Source organism: Psychrobacter aquimaris (assembly GCF_016107525.1).
In the GTDB taxonomy this organism is placed as follows: domain Bacteria; phylum Pseudomonadota; class Gammaproteobacteria; order Pseudomonadales; family Moraxellaceae; genus Psychrobacter; species Psychrobacter aquimaris.
Genome location: NZ_JABASR010000007.1, coordinates 173,517 through 194,768 on the forward strand (window position 1 = coordinate 173,517; position 21,252 = coordinate 194,768).

Here is a 21,252-nt window from a genome sequence, read left to right on the forward strand (position 1 = left end):
CGTTAATATGATGACAATGACAGGTCCTGTTTTATTGATAATATAAGGGTGATTCTTAGATAGGAAAATGCTTAGTTCGCCATAAATAAGTCCATAAACTCATGTACTGCGGTGTGTTCTAAGCGCTTTTGATCGCTACAAAGGGCAAAAATATCCTGACAGCGACTGTCGATAAATCGCGTCGCCAAACTGGCACGAAACTTGGCTTCTAAGATAGGCAAGCCTTCTTTGCGGCGACGTTTATGTCCGATTGGGTATTCGACAGCAACCTTGTCGGTACTGCTACCATCTTTAAAGAATATCTGAATGGCATTGGCAATCGAGCGCTTACTTGGGTCATGATAATCTTTTGAATAACCCGCATCTTCTTCTACGATCATCTTGCGGCGTAGCCCATCGATCAAAACATGGTGCTGCGCATGATAATCGTCTTCATAATTTTCTGCCATTAAATCCCCAGTTAGCAAAGGCACCGCGACCATATATTGCAAACAATGATCTCGATCAGCAGGGTTGGCCAATGTGCCTTCTTTAGAGATGATTCTAATCGCGGATTCATGGGTGGTCAGGACAATTTTTTCAATATCGTCGATTCTATCGTCAATACGTGGATGTAAAATAACAGCAGCCTCGCAAGCGGTCTGTGCATGAAACTCGGCAGGGAAGCTTAACTTAAATAAGATATTTTCCATCACATAACTGCCAAAATCACGCTGAAAAGTAAAATGGCGCTCGTTTTCAGGCTTAAGGGCTAAGTCTTTATTGGTATGGCTAAACAACACGTCATAAAACCCCCACTGCGGTGCGGAGAGTGCACCAGGGATGCCCATTTCACCGCGACGGGTAATATCAACCAAGCGTACCGCGCGACTGGTAGCGTCGCCTGCCGCCCAAGATTTACGGCTACCGGCATTGGGTGCATGACGATAGGTGCGCAGTGCTTGACCATCGACGATCGCCTGCGAGATGGCAGCCATGATACGCTCACGTGGCAATTTATAGAGCTTGGCGACCACAGCAGTAGAGGCCAATTTAACTAAAAACACATGATCAAGACCCACACGGTTGAATGAGTTTTCGAGTGCAATGACCCCCTGAATCTCATGCGCCATAATCATAGCCTCGAGCACCTCACGCATGGTTAATGGCTGATGATTACGACTGATATTTTGTTGGCTGATATAGTCGGCGACCGCTAGGATACCGCCTAAATTGTCCGAAGGATGTCCCCATTCAGCAGCCAGCCACGTGTCATTATAATCAAGCCAGCGCACGATACAGCCAATATCAAAGGCGGCTTTGATAGGATCTAAACGATGGGATGTGCCTGGAACGCGCGCGCCATGGGGTGTTAGCTGATCGGCACAATCTGGTCCCAAATGCTTGGTGCACTCAGGGAAACGTAACGCAAGCAGGCCGCAACCAAGCGTATCCATTAAGCAGAGGCGTGCGGTATTCCAAGCATCTGTGCTATTGGCGGAGTCGTTATCTATAGAATAGTTGAGCACATAATCAGCAATCTTTTGAATCTCAATATCGTATTCTGGTCGAACATTGCTTTCTACCGTTGCATCATTTTTATTTGAGTTATCATTTGACATGGTTGTCTCCTCTTCCTTGAGTGTGCTACTTCCTTGACCTATTATCTCGGTAATGCTTTTAAATTAGCCATCATTTAAAAGTAGCATACTCAATATAAAACAACCAAATTGAATTATGTTAAGAATTAAAACCTTGCGAGCAGCGCGCTTAAATCATCAAATATAGCAGACCTAACACAAATAAGGCCGCCATGATAAACAGCAGAAAACTTAATACTTTGTTCGTCGTGGAGGCAGTATCAGCACGCTCTTTTTTTACTTTGTTTTTCTTGGCAACGTATAGAACCATTTTTACATGCTCTATATTGTCTTCAAGATAATGATCACCTTCAGGTACAAATCCTAAAGATTCATAAAAGCTGAGTAAATAGGCTTGTGCAGAGAGTATAATTGGGCGCTTCTTACCGTATTTTTTACGGCAGTGCGCAATGGCATGAATCATCATCTGCCGTGCGATACCCTCACCTCTGTGCTCTGATAATACCAGCACTCTACCGATGGCAGGCATAGCAGTATGATTGGTCTTAATCGTAGGATCGGCGACTGATAGATTGGATTTTAATTTATTAAATTCAGGCGGAATGATACGGCAGTAGCCTACCAACGCCTCGTTTTGATGCGCGATAAGATGTAGGCAGTCAAAGTCTACCTCATCCATATCTTGATAAGCGCAGTTTTGCTCAACCACAAACACTTGCGATCGGGCTTTTAAAATATGGTACAGATCAACTGAGGTTAATTCATCAAAGGTTTTTATCGAAAATTCACAAGTCATAGTGGGCTAGCTTCTGGCAATAGGCGGTAAAAGATTGGCATTATAACGATTTAGGCACACATTAACCATTCCTAACCATTTAGAGTCTGGCTGATTTTATCCAAATTCAAGCTGTCAGACATGGCGCTAAATATCTCAAAATACTTGCCGTGTTTCTCATATAGCGCTTCATGCGTACCGGTTTCAACCACGCGACCATCTTCTATCACAACCAAGTCATCGGCATCGATAATTTGTGCAATATTATGCGAGACCATAATCACGGTACGGTCTTTTTTGATGAGATCTAGACTTTTCTTCACTTGTTGGCTGGCGATGGCATCGAGGCTAGCAGTTGGTTCATCCAAAAACACAATGGGCGGATCTTTTAAAAACATCCGTGCCAGTGCGATACGTTGCTGTTGACCACCAGACAATGACTTTGCTGTACTCTCATAGCCTTCTGCTAAATTAATAATTTGCTCATGAATCGAGGCTTTTTTAGCAGCGACGATAATATCTTCATCAGTGGCATTCATATCGCCATAACGAATATTTTCGCTAATCGTACCTGAAAAAATATGATTGCTTTGTAGTACCAAGCCAATATTTTGACGCAATTCATGGGTATCGCAGTCGGCCAAATCATACCCATCTAAACATATTGTGCCAGCATCTGGCGCGTAAAACTTGACCAATAGATTAATAATGGTACTCTTGCCAGCGCCGCTTAAGCCCACCAGCGCAGTAATGCGATTGGGTTTAATAGTAAAACTGACATCTTTTAGCGCTTGCGTGCCATTAGGATAAGTAAAATCAACGTTTTTCAGCTCAATGTGACCTTTTAGATTTTTACTGCTCCTGCCATCGACATTTTCAACTTGCTCGTCATCTTCCAATATATCAAAAAAGCCTTCAGCATAAGTCAGAGCATTGTTGATTTGATCATAGATACGATGCAATTGACGAATAGGGGCGGCGACATTTTGAAACAGCATGACATGGAATAAAATCATACCGATGGTCATCTGGCCTTTTAATACAAAGTAGGACGTTAGCACAATGATAACCACCACACCTATTTGTTCGATAAAGGTTTTTATTGCATCATAAATAAAACCAATACTACGAATACGCAGCTGATTGTCAGTCATGTCTTTTTGAATGGTTAAATGCTTTTCTGCTTCTATCGACTCACGGACAAAGGATTTCACCACGCTGATAGAATTAATCAGTGATATCACCAAACCACTTTTGGCTTCTCTATAGCCACGCATCTGTCGACGAAAACCTTGTAGACGCCGCGCTTGTTTTTGACTGATAAAAAAGTAAATGGGAATGATAATAAGACCGACCAAGCCTATCCAAAAATTGGTCGAAAACATAATGATGAGTGAGACGATCGCACTGGCAAACAGCGGTAGCATATCGATAAAGAAGTTTTGCACTAAACTGGTTAAGCTGCTGACGCCATAATCGATACGCGTTTGCAACTTGCCGCTGTCGTTTTCGCTACTGGTATAAAATGCCATCCGATAGGTGAGGATGCGCTCAATGATTTTTTGCGATAAATCACGTGATAGATTGATACGAATCTTTTCGCCGAAGAAGCGTTGCCCAAACGAGATGAATATCGACAAGATCTCTTTGGTTAAGAGTACCGCACTGATAATGGTCAGCATGCGCACGCCAGCTTCCCAAGGCTCAGCGAGGGTAGCGATTTCGGTCAAGGTATCAACGGCATAGCGCAGCACAAAGGCATTAACTTGCGCGGTAAAGGAGCCAAGCACCGTTAATATCAAAGTGGCAATAATTAAAACTTTATATGGCGCGGCAAAAATGGCAAGCTTTTTGAGGATATCCCACAGCAATGCGCGCCGCTCCGTTTTTTTGAGCGGTGTTTTTTTGTCTAATTGCATACGGCGTGGCTGGGGAGATGTTGGCATAACACTCTATCAAAAATTAAAATAAGCCATGACTACGTTTAAAACGCATCCGCTGGCACAAAAACTTCACCGACCATGATACGCCTTGCTGAGCGGCTCATCGACACTTTTTTAGCTTGCCAGCGCCCATCGACCAGCTCAGTCTTACCACCGACAAGCAATGTACCTGATGGATGACCAAAACGCACCTCTGCCAGCTCACCAGCGCCTGCCGCTTGATTGACGAGTGTGCCTTGTGTGGTTGCAGCAGCGGCTATCGCAACGGCGGCTGTGCCCATCATGGCGTGATGCAGTTGCCCCATACTCATGGCACGAACGACCAAATCGATATCACTAGCATCAACTGACTTACCACTAGAGGCCGTATAGCTCTGTGCTGCGCCAACCCAAGCAACTTTAGGAATATGCTGACTGGTCTGTGCCTCGCTCACGTCTTTAAACAATCCCATCGCCACACCGCCTTTAGCACGGATTTTCTCAAGTTTGGTGAGTAACTCATTGTCGCTATTGATGTCGCCTTGCAACTCAGTACCAGCAAAGCCTAAATCTTCTGCTTTCATAAAGATGGTTGGGATACCTGCACTAATAAAGGTAGCTTTGACGCTATCGGCATTTAGACCGCAGCCAGATACATCGAAGTCATCGACCAAGTTGCCAGTAGGGAACATATCACTAGTAGCGTCCACAGGGTCGATAAACTCAATTTTGACTTCAGCCGCTGGGAAGGTCACACCGTCTAATTCAAAGTCGCCCGTTTCTTGAACGTGTACTTTATCATTTACGTCTTTATAGACTGGCACATGGGCAATAATGGTTTTACCGATATTCTCTTGCCAAATGCGTACTTCACAAATACCGCTATCCGCATTGTCATCGATGCTGTCAGCAATCTTGTCAGCATCAACCAGCCCCATATTAATGGCACAGGCACCAACGGCTGCGGTTAAGTTGCCACAGTTTCCTGCCCAATCAATCATTGGCTTGGCGATATTGACTTGTCCAAACAGATAATTCACGTCATGATCTGATTTATCAGAGGCCGACAAAATAACCGTCTTTGACGTGCTAGAGCTGCCATTGCCGAGACCATCGATTTGCTTGCCGTAAGGATCTGGGCTGCCGATGACACGTAGCAAAAACTTATCACGTGGCTCGCCAGCGACTTGGCAACGCTCAGGTAAATCAGATATTTTAAAGAAAGTGCCTTTTGAGGTGCCGCCGCGCATATAAGTAGCGGGGACAGATAGTTGTGGGGCGAAAGCAGAGTTTGGTTGGGTCATCTTCAAAGTTCCTTTTTTATGGTATTTTTTAAAATAAAATTAATTGACTAGCGTTTTTTTCTGCAATGACTACGCACTCTAGTACCATTTTTTCTTACATAACCGTTTACCCAAGCTTCACTTGCAGTACATTGGTTTGTATAACTTCTTTGATTTTGAAAAACTTCACAAGGAATGCCATCATTATCGGCATCTAAATTGTATGGGTCATAATCTGCATTAAATCCATGTTTCTTGAAAAATTGCATTGCCTCAACTTGGCTATCGAAATCTTTACAGCTGTAACTACCAGATAAAGGAGTTTCTGCCAAAGTCATTTTTGGGATGTTCGGTTTTGTCTTTAAATAGGAATCAGCGCCATCTGCCAATAAAAAGATATTAGGACTTACACCTATAAAAATTTCTCTACGTGTCTCCGAGGGGTCAAACGCAACCAAAATTTTTGTTTCGTTGAAATAATAGGCTTTACCATAAAAATCTATTGCGCCGTCGTCATCGCGGGAAACAAACCAGTCAGAGTAGGGTGTGAGCTGATGTCCAAAGGATTTTACAGAAGATTCCCAATCAACGATAAAGCGTGTCTGATCTTCTCCATAACTACCGCATAGCCAGTCGGTTTCAGGGTCTTGAAGTGCGTAAGAATCACAAGTGGCTACTGCGCTGCCCAAGCTGTTTAGCGCTTTTTTTGAAAAATTATAATAAGTAGCTTCCCTGTCCATTTCCTTAGCAAAGCATGAACTGCAAAACATGAGTATTATTAGAAATAGGTACTTCATGCTTGAACCTTAAATGTGAAATTTATATAACATTGGATAGGTTGGGAGGATGAAACGACTCCCAACGAATAATTTTTTAAAATTAATAATGATAGCGACAAGAGATAACAGTCAGATAGTTATCATCGACGGCATATACCAACCGATTGGCGTCATCGATACGTCTTGACCAAAATCCAGATAGGTTTTCTTTTAGGGGTTCAGGTTTACCAATGCCTTCAAACGGACTGCGCTTGCAGTCGGTGATGAGCTTATTGATACGTTTAAGTGTTTTTTTGTCTTGTGTCTGCCAGTACAGGTAATCCTTCCACGCTGCATCGGTCCATGCTAATTGCTCACTCATTGTTAGACCCTTTGGATTGATTAAAGCCTTTGAGTTCAAGCATTTTCAATGTCGCTATCCGTATGCTTATTGTCATCGCTGCTACCATCACTTTTACCACTGTCATCTGCCGTATCAATTAGCTCACGCGGAACAGTCTTGCCAGCTTTATATTGGGCAATAGAGTCCGCTAAGTGCGCCGCATTGGCAGGAGATTTTAGTAGATAGACGGTTTCCATCAGGCTATTGTAATAATCAAGTGACATCACAACTGCATCATCAGCGTCACGGCGGGTCACGATAGTGGCGTTGGCATCATCATTTACCGTATCTAGGACGGACTTTAGGTGCTTTCTGGCTTCTGAAAAACTAACGACTCTCATGGCTTACTCCTTTCATGACATTCTGCATAACTTGTACAATATATAGTACATATTACGCTATTGGTTAAGTAAACTCAATATTTAGCTACTATCCAATACTTAGGCATAAGTAACAAAACTCAGTGTATAGAACGCAAAAGAAAATAAAAGCCGATGTCATATAAACAAGTTATACAACAGCGGCGATTTTTATGCTTTGTGGTTTATCACACTGAAGGCCTGCATGATAACCTTAGACGATATCGAGTGTACCTTCGATAAACTCTTTAGCAAAACGCTGTAGCATACCGCCTGCGTTGTACATTTTTACTTCGTCAGCAGTATCTAAACGGCAGATAATTGGCGTCTCAGTGGTACTACCATCAGTACGATGAATCACCAACGTCATTAACCCGCCAGCAGAGACTTCGCCCGTTACATCAAAGGTCTCCGTGCCATCGATATTTAATGTATGGCGAGTTGTGCCTTCTTCGAACTGTAGAGGTAGAGCGCCCATACCTACCAAATTTTGACGATGAATACGTTCAAAGTCTTCAGCGACAACGGCTTCCACGCCAGCGAGACGGACACCTTTGGCCGCCCAGTCACGACTTGAACCTTGACCATAACCATCACCTGCGATGATAATAAGCGGCTGCTCACGGTTCATATAGGTTTCGATTGCTTCCCACATACGCATGACTTGACCTTCTGGCTCGACGCGCGCCAGTGAACCTTGGATAACGTCACCGCTCCTACTATCAATGCCGTCACGTACCATCTCGTTCAATAGTTTAGGATTGGCAAAGGTGGCACGTTGCGCGGTTAAATGGTCACCGCGATGGGTCGCGTATGAGTTATAGTCCTCAGCGGGTAGGCCCATCGTGTCCAAATACTCGCCAGCTGCCGATGCACCTAAAATGGCGTTTGATGGTGACATATGGTCAGTGGTGATGTTGTCACCAAGCACTGCCAACGGACGCATACCTTTTAGTTTGTTCATCGCTGCCATTTTGCCTTCCCAATACGGCGGACGGCGAATATAAGTGGTCATTTCACGCCAGTCGTACAATGGGCTTAACGCTTTGCCCGTGTCTTTTTTGGCTTCGTCAAACATGGGAATATATACAGCATTGAACTGCTCAGGCTTCACGGCAGCAGCAACGATGGCATCAACTTCTTCATCATCAAACCAGATGTCTTTTAGATACACATCATTGCCGTCTTGGTCTTTGCCCAACGAGTCTTTCTCAATATCAAAGCGAATGTTACCGGCGATGGCATAAGCGATAACGAGCGGCGGTGATGCCAAAAATGCTTGCTTGGCATACGGATGGATACGACCATCAAAGTTACGGTTACCAGACAGCACAGCCGTAGTAAATAAATCGTTATCAATGATTTCTTTTTCGATATCAGGATCGAGCGCGCCGCTCATGCCGTTACACGTCGTACAGGCAAAACCAACCACGTCAAAGCCGATTTCTTGCAATTCTGGCATCAAACCTGCTTCTTCTAGGTACATTTTTACGGTCTTTGAGCCGGGTGCGAGTGAAGACTTCACCCAAGGTTTACGTAGTAATCCTTTGGCATTGGCGTTACGAGCGACAAGGCCTGCGGCGACCATGTTACGAGGGTTCGAAGTATTGGTACAGCTGGTGATAGCTGCGATAATCACTGCGCCATCTGGCATCAAACCATCTTTGGGTTCAGGTAGTTTTTCATCAGCACCATGAGCAATACCTTTGGCAACCAAGTCAGTAGTCGATACACGTGCATGTGGACGCGAAGGGCCTGCCATATTACGTACCACTGCTGATAAATCAAACTCCAGCACACGTGCGTATTCGGCTTTTTCCATACCGTCAGCCCATAATCCAGTTTGTTTAGCATACTGCTCAACCAATTTGATCTGAGCCTCAGAACGACCAGTCAGACGTAGATAGTCAATAGTTTGCTCATCGATATAGAACATCGCAGCAGTGGCGCCATATTCAGGCGTCATATTGGAGATAGAAGCACGATCACCGACACTTAACTGACGTGCGCCTTCACCAAAGAATTCAATATAGGTAGAGACCACGCCTGCATCACGTAAAAACTCAGTCATCGCAAGCACGAGATCCGTGCCGGTAATGCCTTTTTGCAATTTGCCTGTTAATTTAACACCAACATAATCAGGTAGGCGCATGTATGATGGGTTGCCTAGCATGACGCTTTCGGCCTCAAGTCCGCCAACCCCGATTGAGATAACGCCTAGCGCATCGACCATAGGTGTGTGGCTATCAGTACCGACTAACGTATCGGCAAATGCAACTTCTTCACCGGCTTTATTGTGCACGACCTGTACGACAGGCGACATTTTTTCTAGGTTGATCTGATGCATGATGCCGTTACCCGGTGGCACGACATTGACATTATCAAAAGCATACTGACACCAGTTGATAAAGTGAAAACGGTCATCGTTACGGCGTTCTTCGATAGCACGGTTTTTCTCAAATGCGTCTTCTTCAAAGCCTGCGTGCTCAACCGCCAATGAATGATCAACGATAAGCTGAGTCGGCACGATAGGGTTTACTTTAGAAGGATCACCGCCTTGTTCAGCAATGGCATCACGCAAGCCAGCCAAATCAACAAAAGCCGTCTGACCCAAGATATCGTGACACACCACGCGGGCAGGGTACCAAGGAAAATCAAGATCTTGCTTGCCTTCGATATGCTGCTTTAGCGCATCGGTTAACTCTTCTGGTGGGCAACGGCGTACTAGGTTTTCACACAATACTTTTGATGAGTACGGGAGCTTGTCATAAGCACCCGCTTGGATACTCTCGACAGCCTCACGTGTGTCAAAATAATAAAGATCAGTACCTGGAAGCGGCTTTTTAAATTGTTCGTTCATTGGTTGTACTAGGGCGTTGTCCATAAGTCACCTTTGGCGGTTGGCTGATTTAAATGAATAATTAAGCGTCAATATTAGGTAAAAAAGTCATTCCTTTAGCAAAACCATCATTTGCTTTTGTAGGCTTTGCTAAAGAAGTGATATTAGAATTAAAAGGGCATGGTCTATAAAAAAGATAGCGTATGACGATTAAACCTAGAAAGATCATAGCAAGGCTCAATCATCATACTTCTATCAGCTAGCGGCAGTGCTAGCTGATAATAATTACTTAGCAATAAACACTTAACAGTAGCTATTTAATAATAAACTTAACGCGCACTCATATCAGGCACAGGACGCAATTCTTCACCTGTATATTCTGCACTTGGGCGAATGATACGGTTATTTGCACGTTGCTCAAATACGTGAGCGGCCCAGCCTGTTAGGCGTGAACAGACAAAAATAGGCGTGAACAACTTGGTTGGGATGCCCATGAAGTGATAGGCAGACGCATGGAAAAAGTCAGCATTACAGAATAGCTTTTTCTCGCGCCACATGACTTCTTCACAGCGTACTGATACTGGATATAAAACTTCATCACCAACGTCAGCGGCTAGCTTCTCAGCCCAACCTTTAATCACCACGTTACGCGGATCTGATTCGCTATAGATAGCATGACCAAAGCCCATAATTTTGTCTTTACGTGCCAGCATACCCATCATCTCGGTTTCGGCTTCATCAGGTGAGCTAAAACCTTCAATCATATCCATCGCTGCTTCGTTAGCGCCGCCATGCAATGGACCACGTAGTGAGCCGATTGCGCCGGTGATACAAGAATGAATGTCAGACAAAGTAGATGCACATACACGAGCGGTAAAGGTTGAGGCATTAAACTCATGCTCTGCGTACAAGATAAGCGAGACGTTCATGACTTTTTCGTGTAGCTCGTTTGGTTTTTCACCTTTAAGCAAATGCAAAAAATGACCGCCAATGGTAGCGTCATCCGTATCAGTCTCGATACGCACATTGTCATGAGTAAAACGATACCAGTAGTTGATGATCGATGGAAATGTGGCCAACATACGATCAGCTTTATCGTTTTGCTCAGCAAAGTCAGTTTCGGTCTCAAGATTACCAAGCATAGAGCAACCAGTACGTAACACATCCATTGGATGGGAGTCGGCTGGGATACGCTCAAGAACGTCTTTTAGCGCTTGCGGCAAACTGCGCAAGCTTTTGAGCTTAGCTTGATAGGCATCAAGTTCACTTTGAGTAGGCAAGTTGCCGTATAGTAGCAAATAGGCCACTTCTTCAAAAATACATTTATCTGCCAGCTCTGATACATCATAACCGCGATAGGTCAGACCAGAGCCTGATTTGCCGACCGTAGATAGAGCGGTCTTGCCAGCGACTTGTCCGCGTAGACCTGCGCCTGACAATACTTTTGTTGATTGGTTTTGTGCTGCCATGTTTACATTCCTTTTGTGGGTAGCTTTTTTGAGTTGAAAAAGGGAGTACTTATAAAGGGAGCTCTTATAATTAATTTGTTCAGTGATCCATTCATTAGTGAATTACTGACTACAGTTAAATACTACTTAGCCTCTGGGCCATCTAAATCGACATTACAACGCTTAAATTCAGCTTCGATAGGGCCATTCAAGACTTCCATCGCGCTGCCTTCGCCTTCAGCATTATTGATCTTCATATACTTCACACCCAGCGGTGACTCCATGAATGTCTGAATCTCAGTCATTTCTTCTGGAGTAGGTTCAGCCATTGGCGTTGCAACTTCTTCACCATTCATGACGCGCAATTGCTCATTGCCAAAAGCAATCAACTTTTTCCCCACATCTGACGTATAAAAGTCATCTAACTCTTTTAACTCTGCATCGGTAAACTGACTCTTATAAAAACGATCAACTTCCGCTTTACCCAAATTCTTATCACGTGATTCAAGGCAGCTGACTTGCTCTGCACTAAGTGCCCCACTATTAATAACTGGTGCAAATAGTAAGCTGTTGACGGTATCTAGCGTAATCGTTGTCATGACCAAGTCGTTTTGGGCATCAGTATCTGATGGTGCAGCTTGGGTAACAGCAGTGTCGCTCGCATCACTGGTGGTATCTTCAACGGTTTCTGGTGTTTTATCACAGCCCGTCATGAATAACAGCGCAGCAAGCGTGCTACTAAGTAGTGAGGATTTGACAACAGTATTAGACGTAAAAAATGACATAAATAACCTAAAATTAAATGAAGACGGATTTCGAAAAGATAAAGCACTCAAAGGTGATTTATCCTATCGGAGTTGCCAATGACTAATCATTAACTACTTATTATCAGCAAATAGCTTGTCTAGTGTCTGCTCAAACTCATGATAGTTTAAGAAATCATACAGCTCCATGCGGGTTTGCATGGTATCGACGACTTTTTCTTGTGTGCCATCAGTCAATAGATGCTGATAAACGTTCAACGCTGCTTTGTTCATCGCGCGGAAGGCTGATAGTGGATAGAGCACCATATCGACACCCACGCCATACAGCTGGTCAGTGGTATATAGATCTGTCTGACCAAACTCTGTCATGTTTGCTAGTACTGGAATGTCGAGTACATCAGTAAATTTACGATACATCTCGATATCTGTGAGCGCTTCTGCAAAGATCATGTCTGCGCCCGCTTCCTGAAAAGCAACGGCACGTTCAACAGCAGCGTCTAAGCCTTCGACTGATAGCGCATCAGTACGCGCCATGACCACAAAGTCAGTGTCAGTTTTGGCATCCAATGCGGCTTTTAGACGATCGACCATCTCTGAGATGCTAACAATTTCTTTATTTGGGCGATGACCACAACGCTTTTGCGCGACTTGGTCTTCGATATGTACCGCTGCAACGCCTGCTTTCTCCATTTTTTTGATGGTTTGAGCAATGTTAAACGCGCCGCCAAAGCCAGTATCGATATCTACCAGGAGAGGAGTGTCGACCGCATCGGTGATACGTCGTGCATCTTCTAGTACATTATCAAGACTGGTCATGCCCAGATCAGGCAAGCCAAATGAAGCGTTTGCCACGCCAGCACCAGAGAGATACAACGCTTGATGACCGACTTGGGTTGCCATCATAGCGGTATAAGCGTTGATAGCACCTGCAATCTGTAAAGGCTGGTTATTGTCTTTTTTTTGAGTTAGAGCACTGCGAAAGCGTGCGCCTGCTGAAGGTAATGTCATATGAGTGTCCTTGCATCGGGAGGTAATATTATCGTTGTTGTGTTCGATTATACCCAATAATCATTCACGGCAAAGCTTTGTTTAGGTGATATTAATTAATAAATTTAAATATAATATTTATAATAATTAACATTATTTATTATATGAATAGCATTATCTGAAAAGTAGTGGTTTACTCAAACTATTATTCATATTGCTCAATTTGCAACGACATGTACAGCGCGTTATTTACATTTATTTACAATAGCTGTTGCGACTATTTATGTCGATTAGCGATTTAAGCGTATAAAAAAGCCCTAGTAGCTAAGCTAAAAGGGCTTTTATGGTAGGAAGATATTTTTTTAAATTAACGTTTAGCCAAGTAGCCCAGCAAGGTTTGCCAAAAATAATAATGCAAAACCCGCCAAGAATATTAAGCCTGCGATAGAGAGCGCATTCATACCCACTGACAGTTTTTTATGCTTTGTGACCAATGAGTAGTTTAACCAGCCAAAGATAGGCGCTGAGACAAATGCGGATATCATGGCAAACTTGAGCATAGCGCCTAGTTGTCCAGTGAAGAATGTGATAATCACTAGCCCGCCACCGATAGCATAGGTCGTCCAAAAAGCGATCTGCTTTTTGTTGATTTCGCTCTCACCTTTTAGCAAGCGCCAACACTCAGCATTGGCACGGCCATAACCGTCTGCACAGGTAATCGTCGTCCCAAACATGCACATAAAGGCGACGAAAGCGACCAATAGACGTGACCATTCACCGATGGTTGCCGTATACATATTGATTAGCTGATTGATATAAGCACCACCGACCAGCTCAATCTCTTGACCTGAGCCATACTGGACAAATACGCCTAATGATAAGAAAAATAAGGCCAAAATCGCTGAGACGGCGTAACCGACGTTAAAATCCAACAAGCCTTGCTTGTGCGTAGTGTGATCGGCTTTGACTTTGGCCGACGTCCACATAGAAGTAATCGCGGCAAACTCAAGCGGTGCTGGCATCCAGCCCATCAATGCGACAATGAAACCCAATGTCGCTAAATTCCAAGGGGATACGGCAATAAAATCCGCTGCCATAACCGTTGGCTTGCCAGCGGCAATAACCACAGCCGCGACAGTTGCAGTCGTCAGTGCAATCATAATCCACTTAGTCACGCCATCGAGCAGCTTATAGTGCCCTGCTATCAAAAAGAACCAAGATACTGCGACGATAATTAGAGACAACGCCATCGTCGATAGCCCAAGTGAGGCGGGCAACATAAAGCCTAATATCACCGCAGCGATCAGCGAGACTGCACCAGTACTAATGACGGCTGATAGAATGGAGAGAATAAAATATACCCAAAGATACACCTTTGAGCGTTTGGCGTAGCCTGCAATCAAGCTCTCACCAGTATCGTAAACGTAGTCGGTGGCAAAGCGAAAAAATGGATACTTAAAAACATTGGCCAAAATAATCATGATGGCCAGTTGCCAGCCGTAGATAGCACCAGCCTGTGTCGATGAAATCAAATGTGAGCCACCGATAGCAGCGGTTGCCATCAAAATTCCTGGGCCAAAGATGCGCCAGCTAAAGCCCTCTTGCTGTGGGGTATCGTCAGTGATACTTGGATTATTGAGTGGTTGTGTGGTCATGAATACCTCGAAATGGTTAAAACGGCAAATTATCACTTACCTGTGTCAGCTTGCCAATGATCATTAGAGAATGGTTTTATAACCTACTGAAATATAAAACGATTCATCTTGTATCGACTTTAGCACACCAAAGCTACTCAGGAGAATGATTATTCTAGTTATTATTACTATTTGTTTGCATCACTATTCTTGTTAGTTAGCATAATCATCCGTTAATATCAAGCATTAAGGCTAATTATTTTTTGGCGGTTCTTTATAACACAATATCCATCCAATATCTGACAATTTAAGGCTGTGACACAAATTTTTGCTGTCGATAAGTGATTCCGCGCTGTTCATATACTTGATAGATAGCGCTCAGTAAATCAGAAATGCTGGGGTGAACGAAATCTTTAAGAGTATGTAGATAAATAGGGGAGGTGACGTTTTCGTGTACCAGACGTTGATAACTGATTTGGTCAGTACGCACAGTCTTTAAGCTGGCAGGCACCAGCGTAATGCCTTCACCAGCCGCCACCAAGCCTAGCGCTACTTGCAAGTCACTCACCGTCGTAGTCATAAAAGGCGAAATACCGTATTGTGCGAATAAGTGTAGCAACGGCTCAGTAATAGGCGCACTGAGTGCGGATGGATCAGCGCTTCTGGATTTTGTATTATTATTTGGCTTTATGCTGGTTGAACTTACGGTCGTCGCTATTGGCAAATGCGTTTGATGGTAGAGAATTAAGCGATTATTTGCTAAGTCTATCAATCGCTGCTCTTGTATATGGGCCAAGTGATGTGCTTTTGGCAAGGCGACGACATAACGCTCATAACGCAGCAGTATTTGTTGAATCCATGGGTCTTGATGGGGAAAACGCCCAAAACCGATGTCTATCTCACCAGATTTTAGTGCCTCTATTTGCTGATATGAGCTGATATCTTTGAGATTTACTTCGATATCAGGATTGGATTGCTTTAGCATGGCAATAATTTCAGGAAGCAACCCATAAAGCACGGACGGGACAAAGCCAATGTTTAGCATGCTGCTTGGCGTAGATAGCCGCTGGGTCATGCTGGTGACGGTATCAATCTCTGTCAATATGGCACTGATTTTGTCGTAAAAGAATGTACCAGCTTCGGTCAGATGTAGCGGTCTATGGTAGCGATCGACCAACTCCACACCCATATCCGTCTCAAGCTGTTTAAGTAGACGACTCAAGCTTGGCTGTGACAATCCAGTTTTAGTCGCTGCGGCACTAAAGCTACGTGAATCTGCGATAGCAATAAACGCATTAAGCTGTTTTAAGTCCATGTGCTTAAACCTATTATTTATTATATTGTCTCTATATTTTTCAGTATATCCTTTATATGATTTTGACTATATTTTACAAATATCGTCGCTATCAAATAAATTGTGCTTGAAGATAATGAGGTGAGTAACTATATTGTTTACTAACGATATTGTTACACTTTAGCAAGAAATATCATAATTTCATTCTAGCAGTCATTTAATACCAGTAGCATAAACTGGTTTGGTATTGTTTTATGAGCAACAAAAAAACCGATATTGGTACAGATTTTGAAGAGAAATTGGCTGAAATTGCCAATAAAAAATCGCGTACTCGTACCAATAACAATATCTATGAACGTTTTATCAGTCGTGTTCAGAATACTGAAGATGATGATGACGCCAACACTGATACTGATGACCTAAAAAAGTTAGGAGATGCCAATAAACTCTCTGCATATGAGCCTTTAAGCGCAGTAGAGCTAGAGGGTTTTGCCAACCTACAAGTATCTGATGGTTCAAGCGGGAGCATTAGTTTAGATTTTTCAGATGAAGATGAGGTGTTGATTACAGATCGTACTGCGATAACCAGTATTAATAAATCCCTATACAATCATTCAAATACAAATGAAAAAAACACTTCTAATAATGACTTAGCCGCTAAAAACTCAGAAAAATTAGTAAAAAAAGAAGCCGTCAAGGAAGGAAAGGCAAAAACAGTTAAGTCACCCAATAAACAAGCAGGTAGCAAAAAACCTCTTATTATCGGTATGATTTTTGGCTCACTGTTGATTGCCGTTATTGTAGCAACACTAATTTTTACTGGTGTGCTTTCGACCTCAACGAAAACGGTTAGTACAGAGACAAGTGTTAACGATAGGGTGGAGACGAAAACAACAACAGATACAGCACCAGCTGTCAGCACTGGAAAAACGGTGGTTACGGATGATAATCAGTCTTCTGCTAATACAGGTGTAGTAGACAAATCGACAGTGATATCGCAACCAGATGAATCAGCCAATGGAAATTCAGATACTGTTATTAATAGAGTAGAAGCTACTGAAGTGCCAACGACTAAGCCAGCAGCTGATGCAGCCATTACGTACGAAGATTTTAGAGAAGAATCACAGAGTACCTTATATCGTGAAACAGATGACTAATTACCAGTTGTTGGATCACAAGTTAGCCAGGACAGGCAGAAAAGACCGCCTGATCCTGGCTAACTTCTAACCTCTTTTACAATATCAGACATTTCATCGTCAGAAGCTGCAAAGCTTGCAAACAAACTCTCTGGATCAGACTTAGGAAACTGCATAGGCGCTGTCTGCTCAACGCCCATCACCTCAAAATCAGATTCACAGAACGACTGCTGAACCGCAGCTGGTCACATCTCCTGCGCGAGCAATGGGTGCACCATCGACAATAAACGAGGCGTCCCCTGTCAAAATAGTCGTCACCTTTTTACATTTTTTACAGATGACTTTATCGCCTTTACGCGATATTGGAATACTGTTGTGAGTCGTATGTGGTGACCTACTAATCACCATAAGATTGTTAAAATATCTTCAATTGTAGACCATCAAGATCGATGGTCTACATAATATAGATATTGGTAGTTCAATAAACTATGCATAGTATATTTCTGCACATCTCTTAACGAATACCACCGTATATTGTTAGGTTTTTGAACACTAAACCTCACCTCTCGCCATATGCTCTTCATAAGAGAGCCGAATATGTGCACCAACGCTACGGAGTGGGTCGGGCGGTATCCAGCTCGGCGCTGAATGCTCAAGAATAAAATCCAACTCTGGACTCTGCTTACCGCAGATGTACTCTGCCATATAGTTGCCTAGATAAGTGCCTTTTGCCACGCCAACGCCATTCATAGCAGCAATCACATACACGTTAGGTGCATGTTCTTTAAAAACAGGTTCATGGTTCATGGTGACACAAATCATACCACCCCACGTGTACTCAAATGGAACATCTGGCACTTGTGGAAAACGTGCCAGATAAGACTGGCGATGCTTCATTTTTGCCTTATCAAGTGACGCTTCGGTGCTGGAGAGAGCTGGCTGATAATTCAATGTATTGCGTATAAAAATCCGCTTATCCGATGTCAATCTGACCGTGGTGCCAGCAGGGTGAGCAGAGGTAAGCCCCCAAGGTGAAATACCTTGAAAAGCCTTCATTTCACTATCATTCAGCGGGCGAGTCAAACTGGCATAGGTGAATATCGGTGTTACTCTGTTAGGGGATACACCAAATTTTTCAGTAAATGCATTGGTGGCCAATACTATAATATCGGCGCTGAGGCGCGCTTTTTCTGTTTGGATGACCTTACTCGCTAAGTCTATTTCATGTACTGCGGTATTTTCTAGCAATGTGACATTGCTTGGTAATGCACTGGCCACAGAGATAGCCAAGGCCGCTGGATTGACCAGTATATTGCCCGGTGTGTAGACAGCTCGCTTATAGTAATGAGTGCCCAATCTCTCTGCTAGAGCATCATCATTCAGGATTTCGTACGGTTCTCCTATGGCCTCTAATGTGTTCACAAAATCGGTTAAACCAGATAAATGTTTTTCTTCGTGAGCTGCTAAGTATTTACCAGCCTCATGCCAACAAACGTCAAACCCTTGCTGCTCCTGTATACGCTTTAAACGCTGGATAGCAAAACCGTTTAAATCTCGAACCTTGGTATTTGCTTCCACGTCGGGTTCTGTTGGATCTAAGTTGTGAGGTAGGTCAATAATAAACCCAGCATTGCGACCAGAGGCACCTTGGCCAACCTCCATAGCATCAATAAGGGCGATGCGAGCTTCTGGCCGCAGTTCAGCCAAACGACCAGCGGTGGCTAGGCCTGTGAAGCCAGCACCGACGATAATAATGTCAAAATTCTCATTTTTTTTAGCTTGCTGTACTGGCATTGGTCGTTGGAAAGAGACAGACTCGAACCAGCCAAGCTGACCGTCTTTGGTTGGCAATCTTTTGATCTGTTGCATCTAAGAACTCCGTATCATCAACAGGTTGTTTTATTGTTTGTTGTAGTTAAAGAATAATTTATCACAAAGCATTGATTCAATAACGCACTGATTATAGTACTTGCTTAGCCTTAAAACGACTCCGAAGCGTATCTATATAATCTGCCCAGTCTTGCATCATTTTTACCCTGATATCTATTTCATCAAGTCTATTGTAAGCGCCACCATGCGTGTCTTTGATTCTATGACCCAGCTGTAGCTCTGTGACGATGTCTGAATAACGCAGCTCAGGCTGCTCCATAAGTAAAGTTTTAGCGGAAGCTCGAAAGCCATGCGCACATTGCACATCTTTGTAGCCGAGCCGATGAAACACCTGCACCAGTGCTGCTTTACTGATATAAGGATTACTTGAGGCGCGCGTCGATGCAAAGACGTATTCGTTATGACCAGTGATGGACTGAATGTGTCGTAAGCGCGCAATCACTTGCGTAGCTAAGGGCACAACCAAATGCGAGACCATATCGTCACGCCCTTCGCCTTTGGTAGGGGAGAACGCCCATAGTTTATTGTCCCAGTCGATGTCCTGCCAGCGCATCGAGCGTAAATCAATACTACGCACGAAAACATACGGTAGTAAATTCATCGCCTCTAGAGTCATTTTGCTTGCGCCTTTGAAGTCAGACATATCCCTCAAAAGCGTTGCAAATTGATCCGGTTTGGTGATGGCTGGCAAGTGATTGCCTGAGTTGGCAGGTGCTAGCTCGCCGCGCGTATCAATTGCCACATTTCTATCACACAATCCTCGTGCGACAGCAAATGAGAAGACCTTTTCGGTATACAGCCGCGTACTGGCACCAACAAAGGTGGCTTGGTTTTTATTGTTTTGAATCGCCTCGCACACACTTAATATCATCTCGCTGGTGATATCGTTTATTCTTAAGTTGCCAATATCATGGCACATATAGCCCAAACACAAATCCCAAAATTTAAGAGTCGACTCGCTAAACGCAGCCTTTTTAGATTTGCTGTGATGACGGCCTGACGTTTTATGGTCTCGCCACGCTTGTGCAATCTCGGAAAACGTGGCGTTTTTTAGGTGCGCATACTTATTTACTTGCTCTTTTTGCTGAATCGCTTTGGGGTCAGATCCTTTGGCGACCATAGCAAGTATCGTCTCTGCTTGGTACTTCACCTCAGATAGACTGATATCATCTACCTTACCCAGCATCATTCTAGGCCGCTTACCGTCAATATGCGGATGAGAATACCGTAGGTAGTACTCTTTTTTACCGTTTGGGTAGACACGGATACTCAAACCTGCCACACCCGACACACTTACTGAGTAGTCCTTATCTCGGCATTCAAGCTTATTGATGTCATATGCAGTGTCGACAGCCATGATATATATCCGTAACTAGTACAAATGATGATAAATAAGGAGAACGAGCGTTATTGATTTTTGCTTAAGTTGAGAAAGAACCTTGCGTAGGTCTTATTGCTTCTAAAAAAGCGTCTTATACAAAACATACAAAGTGATTGGACACTAAAATGGACACCTAAATTATAGCGTAAATAACCAAAAGCTTCTAAATGTAAGGTTTATGGTGATAATCATCCCCAAGTGAACCTTGGGAATGATTTTAGCATAAGGAACCATAATAAGTGAAAAACGTGCTAGCTAGGAGAGGTGTTAAGAAAAATAAGTGGGTTAAAGCGACTGATGATCGTTTTACATTCAGATGATTCGTTTCAATATGGTCTGAACACCTTAATTAGCAATGGATTAGGAGGTTTTTTTCTAAAAATTATGCTCGCGTACGTGCATAGAATTGGTTAAGTAGGGTGATGGGTATGGTTCTGTGCAAATTTGTAGGGTGGCTATTCCATAAGAAATTTCTATATATAGCATTAATAGTAATTTCTGATGGTCTGATATGAAAGTTAATAAAGCTAGACTTATATCGGTTACAATTAATTTTTAATGATAGAGTTGTTTAGTGGGAGTAGCGTCTAATGGTATAGACGCCTTTTCGTGGTGTATAAAGCACTAAGATGGAATAGAATAAGATGTTAAACGATTCTTCAATCAAGGAGTATAGATGGACATTGAAAATGAGTTAACAAAATTCCTAGAAAATAATATTAAGAATGGAGCAAACAAGGCTAGTGAACCGCCCCGGGATTGTCGGAGACTCAACATTCTGAGAGAATACGACAATGAA

The 21,252-nt window shown here is 43.3% G+C and carries 17 protein-coding genes; 1 reads left to right on the plus strand and 16 read right to left on the minus strand.

Annotated elements, in window-relative coordinates; all coding sequences use genetic code 11:
• Window positions 1-71 precede the first annotated feature (71 nt).
• The 13 genes from JFC10_RS08260 to JFC10_RS08320 form a co-directional block, all read right to left on the minus strand.
• A complete protein-coding gene (locus JFC10_RS08260) occupies window positions 72-1,601 on the minus strand; it encodes a bifunctional 2-methylcitrate dehydratase/aconitate hydratase (RefSeq protein WP_198332444.1) in 1,530 nt (509 codons plus the stop codon).
• A 148-nt stretch (window positions 1,602-1,749) separates the two neighbouring features.
• Complete coding sequence (locus JFC10_RS08265) at window positions 1,750-2,376, minus strand: GNAT family N-acetyltransferase (protein WP_198332445.1); 627 nt, start codon at window positions 2,374-2,376, stop codon at window positions 1,750-1,752.
• 71 nt (window positions 2,377-2,447) lie between these two features.
• On the minus strand, window positions 2,448-4,274 hold the full coding sequence (locus JFC10_RS08270) for an ABC transporter ATP-binding protein (protein WP_198332466.1): 1,827 nt from the start codon (window positions 4,272-4,274) through the stop codon (window positions 2,448-2,450).
• A gap of 65 nt (window positions 4,275-4,339) precedes the next feature.
• Window positions 4,340-5,581: a 2-methylaconitate cis-trans isomerase PrpF gene (gene prpF, locus JFC10_RS08275; protein ID WP_198332446.1), complete on the minus strand. Its 1,242-nt coding sequence runs from the start codon at window positions 5,579-5,581 to the stop codon at window positions 4,340-4,342.
• A gap of 47 nt (window positions 5,582-5,628) precedes the next feature.
• Window positions 5,629-6,357 carry an excalibur calcium-binding domain-containing protein gene (locus JFC10_RS08280; RefSeq protein ID WP_198332447.1) on the minus strand — a complete coding sequence of 243 codons (729 nt, stop codon included), beginning with the start codon at window positions 6,355-6,357 and terminating at the stop codon, window positions 5,629-5,631.
• 82 nt (window positions 6,358-6,439) lie between these two features.
• Window positions 6,440-6,700, minus strand: coding sequence for a Txe/YoeB family addiction module toxin (locus tag JFC10_RS08285; protein WP_198332450.1), 261 nt, complete (start codon window positions 6,698-6,700; stop codon window positions 6,440-6,442).
• A 35-nt stretch (window positions 6,701-6,735) separates the two neighbouring features.
• Window positions 6,736-7,062 (minus strand): type II toxin-antitoxin system prevent-host-death family antitoxin, encoded by a 327-nt coding sequence (locus JFC10_RS08290; protein WP_198332451.1) that lies wholly within the window; start codon window positions 7,060-7,062, stop codon window positions 6,736-6,738.
• 232 nt (window positions 7,063-7,294) lie between these two features.
• Window positions 7,295-9,940: a Fe/S-dependent 2-methylisocitrate dehydratase AcnD gene (acnD, locus tag JFC10_RS08295; protein ID WP_198332467.1), complete on the minus strand. Its 2,646-nt coding sequence runs from the start codon at window positions 9,938-9,940 to the stop codon at window positions 7,295-7,297.
• A gap of 308 nt (window positions 9,941-10,248) precedes the next feature.
• Window positions 10,249-11,388 (minus strand): bifunctional 2-methylcitrate synthase/citrate synthase, encoded by a 1,140-nt coding sequence (gene prpC / locus JFC10_RS08300; RefSeq protein WP_198332452.1) that lies wholly within the window; start codon window positions 11,386-11,388, stop codon window positions 10,249-10,251.
• A 122-nt stretch (window positions 11,389-11,510) separates the two neighbouring features.
• Window positions 11,511-12,152, minus strand: a complete 642-nt coding sequence (locus tag JFC10_RS08305; RefSeq protein WP_198332453.1) for a DUF2059 domain-containing protein — start codon at window positions 12,150-12,152, stop codon at window positions 11,511-11,513.
• A 93-nt stretch (window positions 12,153-12,245) separates the two neighbouring features.
• The gene (gene prpB / locus JFC10_RS08310) at window positions 12,246-13,139 is read right to left on the minus strand and encodes a methylisocitrate lyase (protein ID WP_193011359.1); all 894 of its coding nucleotides are present in this window, start codon (window positions 13,137-13,139) and stop codon (window positions 12,246-12,248) included.
• A gap of 353 nt (window positions 13,140-13,492) precedes the next feature.
• Window positions 13,493-14,773, minus strand: coding sequence for an NRAMP family divalent metal transporter (locus tag JFC10_RS08315; RefSeq protein WP_193011360.1), 1,281 nt, complete (start codon window positions 14,771-14,773; stop codon window positions 13,493-13,495).
• Between the two features lie 286 nt (window positions 14,774-15,059).
• Window positions 15,060-16,067, minus strand: a complete 1,008-nt coding sequence (locus JFC10_RS08320; RefSeq protein WP_198332454.1) for a LysR family transcriptional regulator — start codon at window positions 16,065-16,067, stop codon at window positions 15,060-15,062.
• 233 nt (window positions 16,068-16,300) lie between these two features.
• Between JFC10_RS08320 and JFC10_RS08325 the strand changes: the two genes are divergently transcribed.
• Window positions 16,301-17,203 (plus strand): hypothetical protein, encoded by a 903-nt coding sequence (locus JFC10_RS08325; RefSeq protein ID WP_198332455.1) that lies wholly within the window; start codon window positions 16,301-16,303, stop codon window positions 17,201-17,203.
• 195 nt (window positions 17,204-17,398) lie between these two features.
• On the opposite strand, the gene JFC10_RS08330 is transcribed toward JFC10_RS08325, so the two are convergent.
• The 3 genes from JFC10_RS08330 to JFC10_RS08340 all read right to left on the minus strand — a co-directional run bounded on the left by JFC10_RS08330 (window position 17,399) and on the right by JFC10_RS08340 (window position 20,429).
• Window positions 17,399-17,590: a PAAR domain-containing protein gene (locus tag JFC10_RS08330; protein WP_198332456.1), complete on the minus strand. Its 192-nt coding sequence runs from the start codon at window positions 17,588-17,590 to the stop codon at window positions 17,399-17,401.
• A gap of 144 nt (window positions 17,591-17,734) precedes the next feature.
• The gene (locus JFC10_RS08335) at window positions 17,735-19,051 is read right to left on the minus strand and encodes an NAD(P)/FAD-dependent oxidoreductase (RefSeq protein ID WP_198332457.1); all 1,317 of its coding nucleotides are present in this window, start codon (window positions 19,049-19,051) and stop codon (window positions 17,735-17,737) included.
• A 91-nt stretch (window positions 19,052-19,142) separates the two neighbouring features.
• Window positions 19,143-20,429, minus strand: coding sequence for a tyrosine-type recombinase/integrase (locus tag JFC10_RS08340; RefSeq protein ID WP_198332458.1), 1,287 nt, complete (start codon window positions 20,427-20,429; stop codon window positions 19,143-19,145).
• Window positions 20,430-21,252 lie beyond the last annotated feature (823 nt).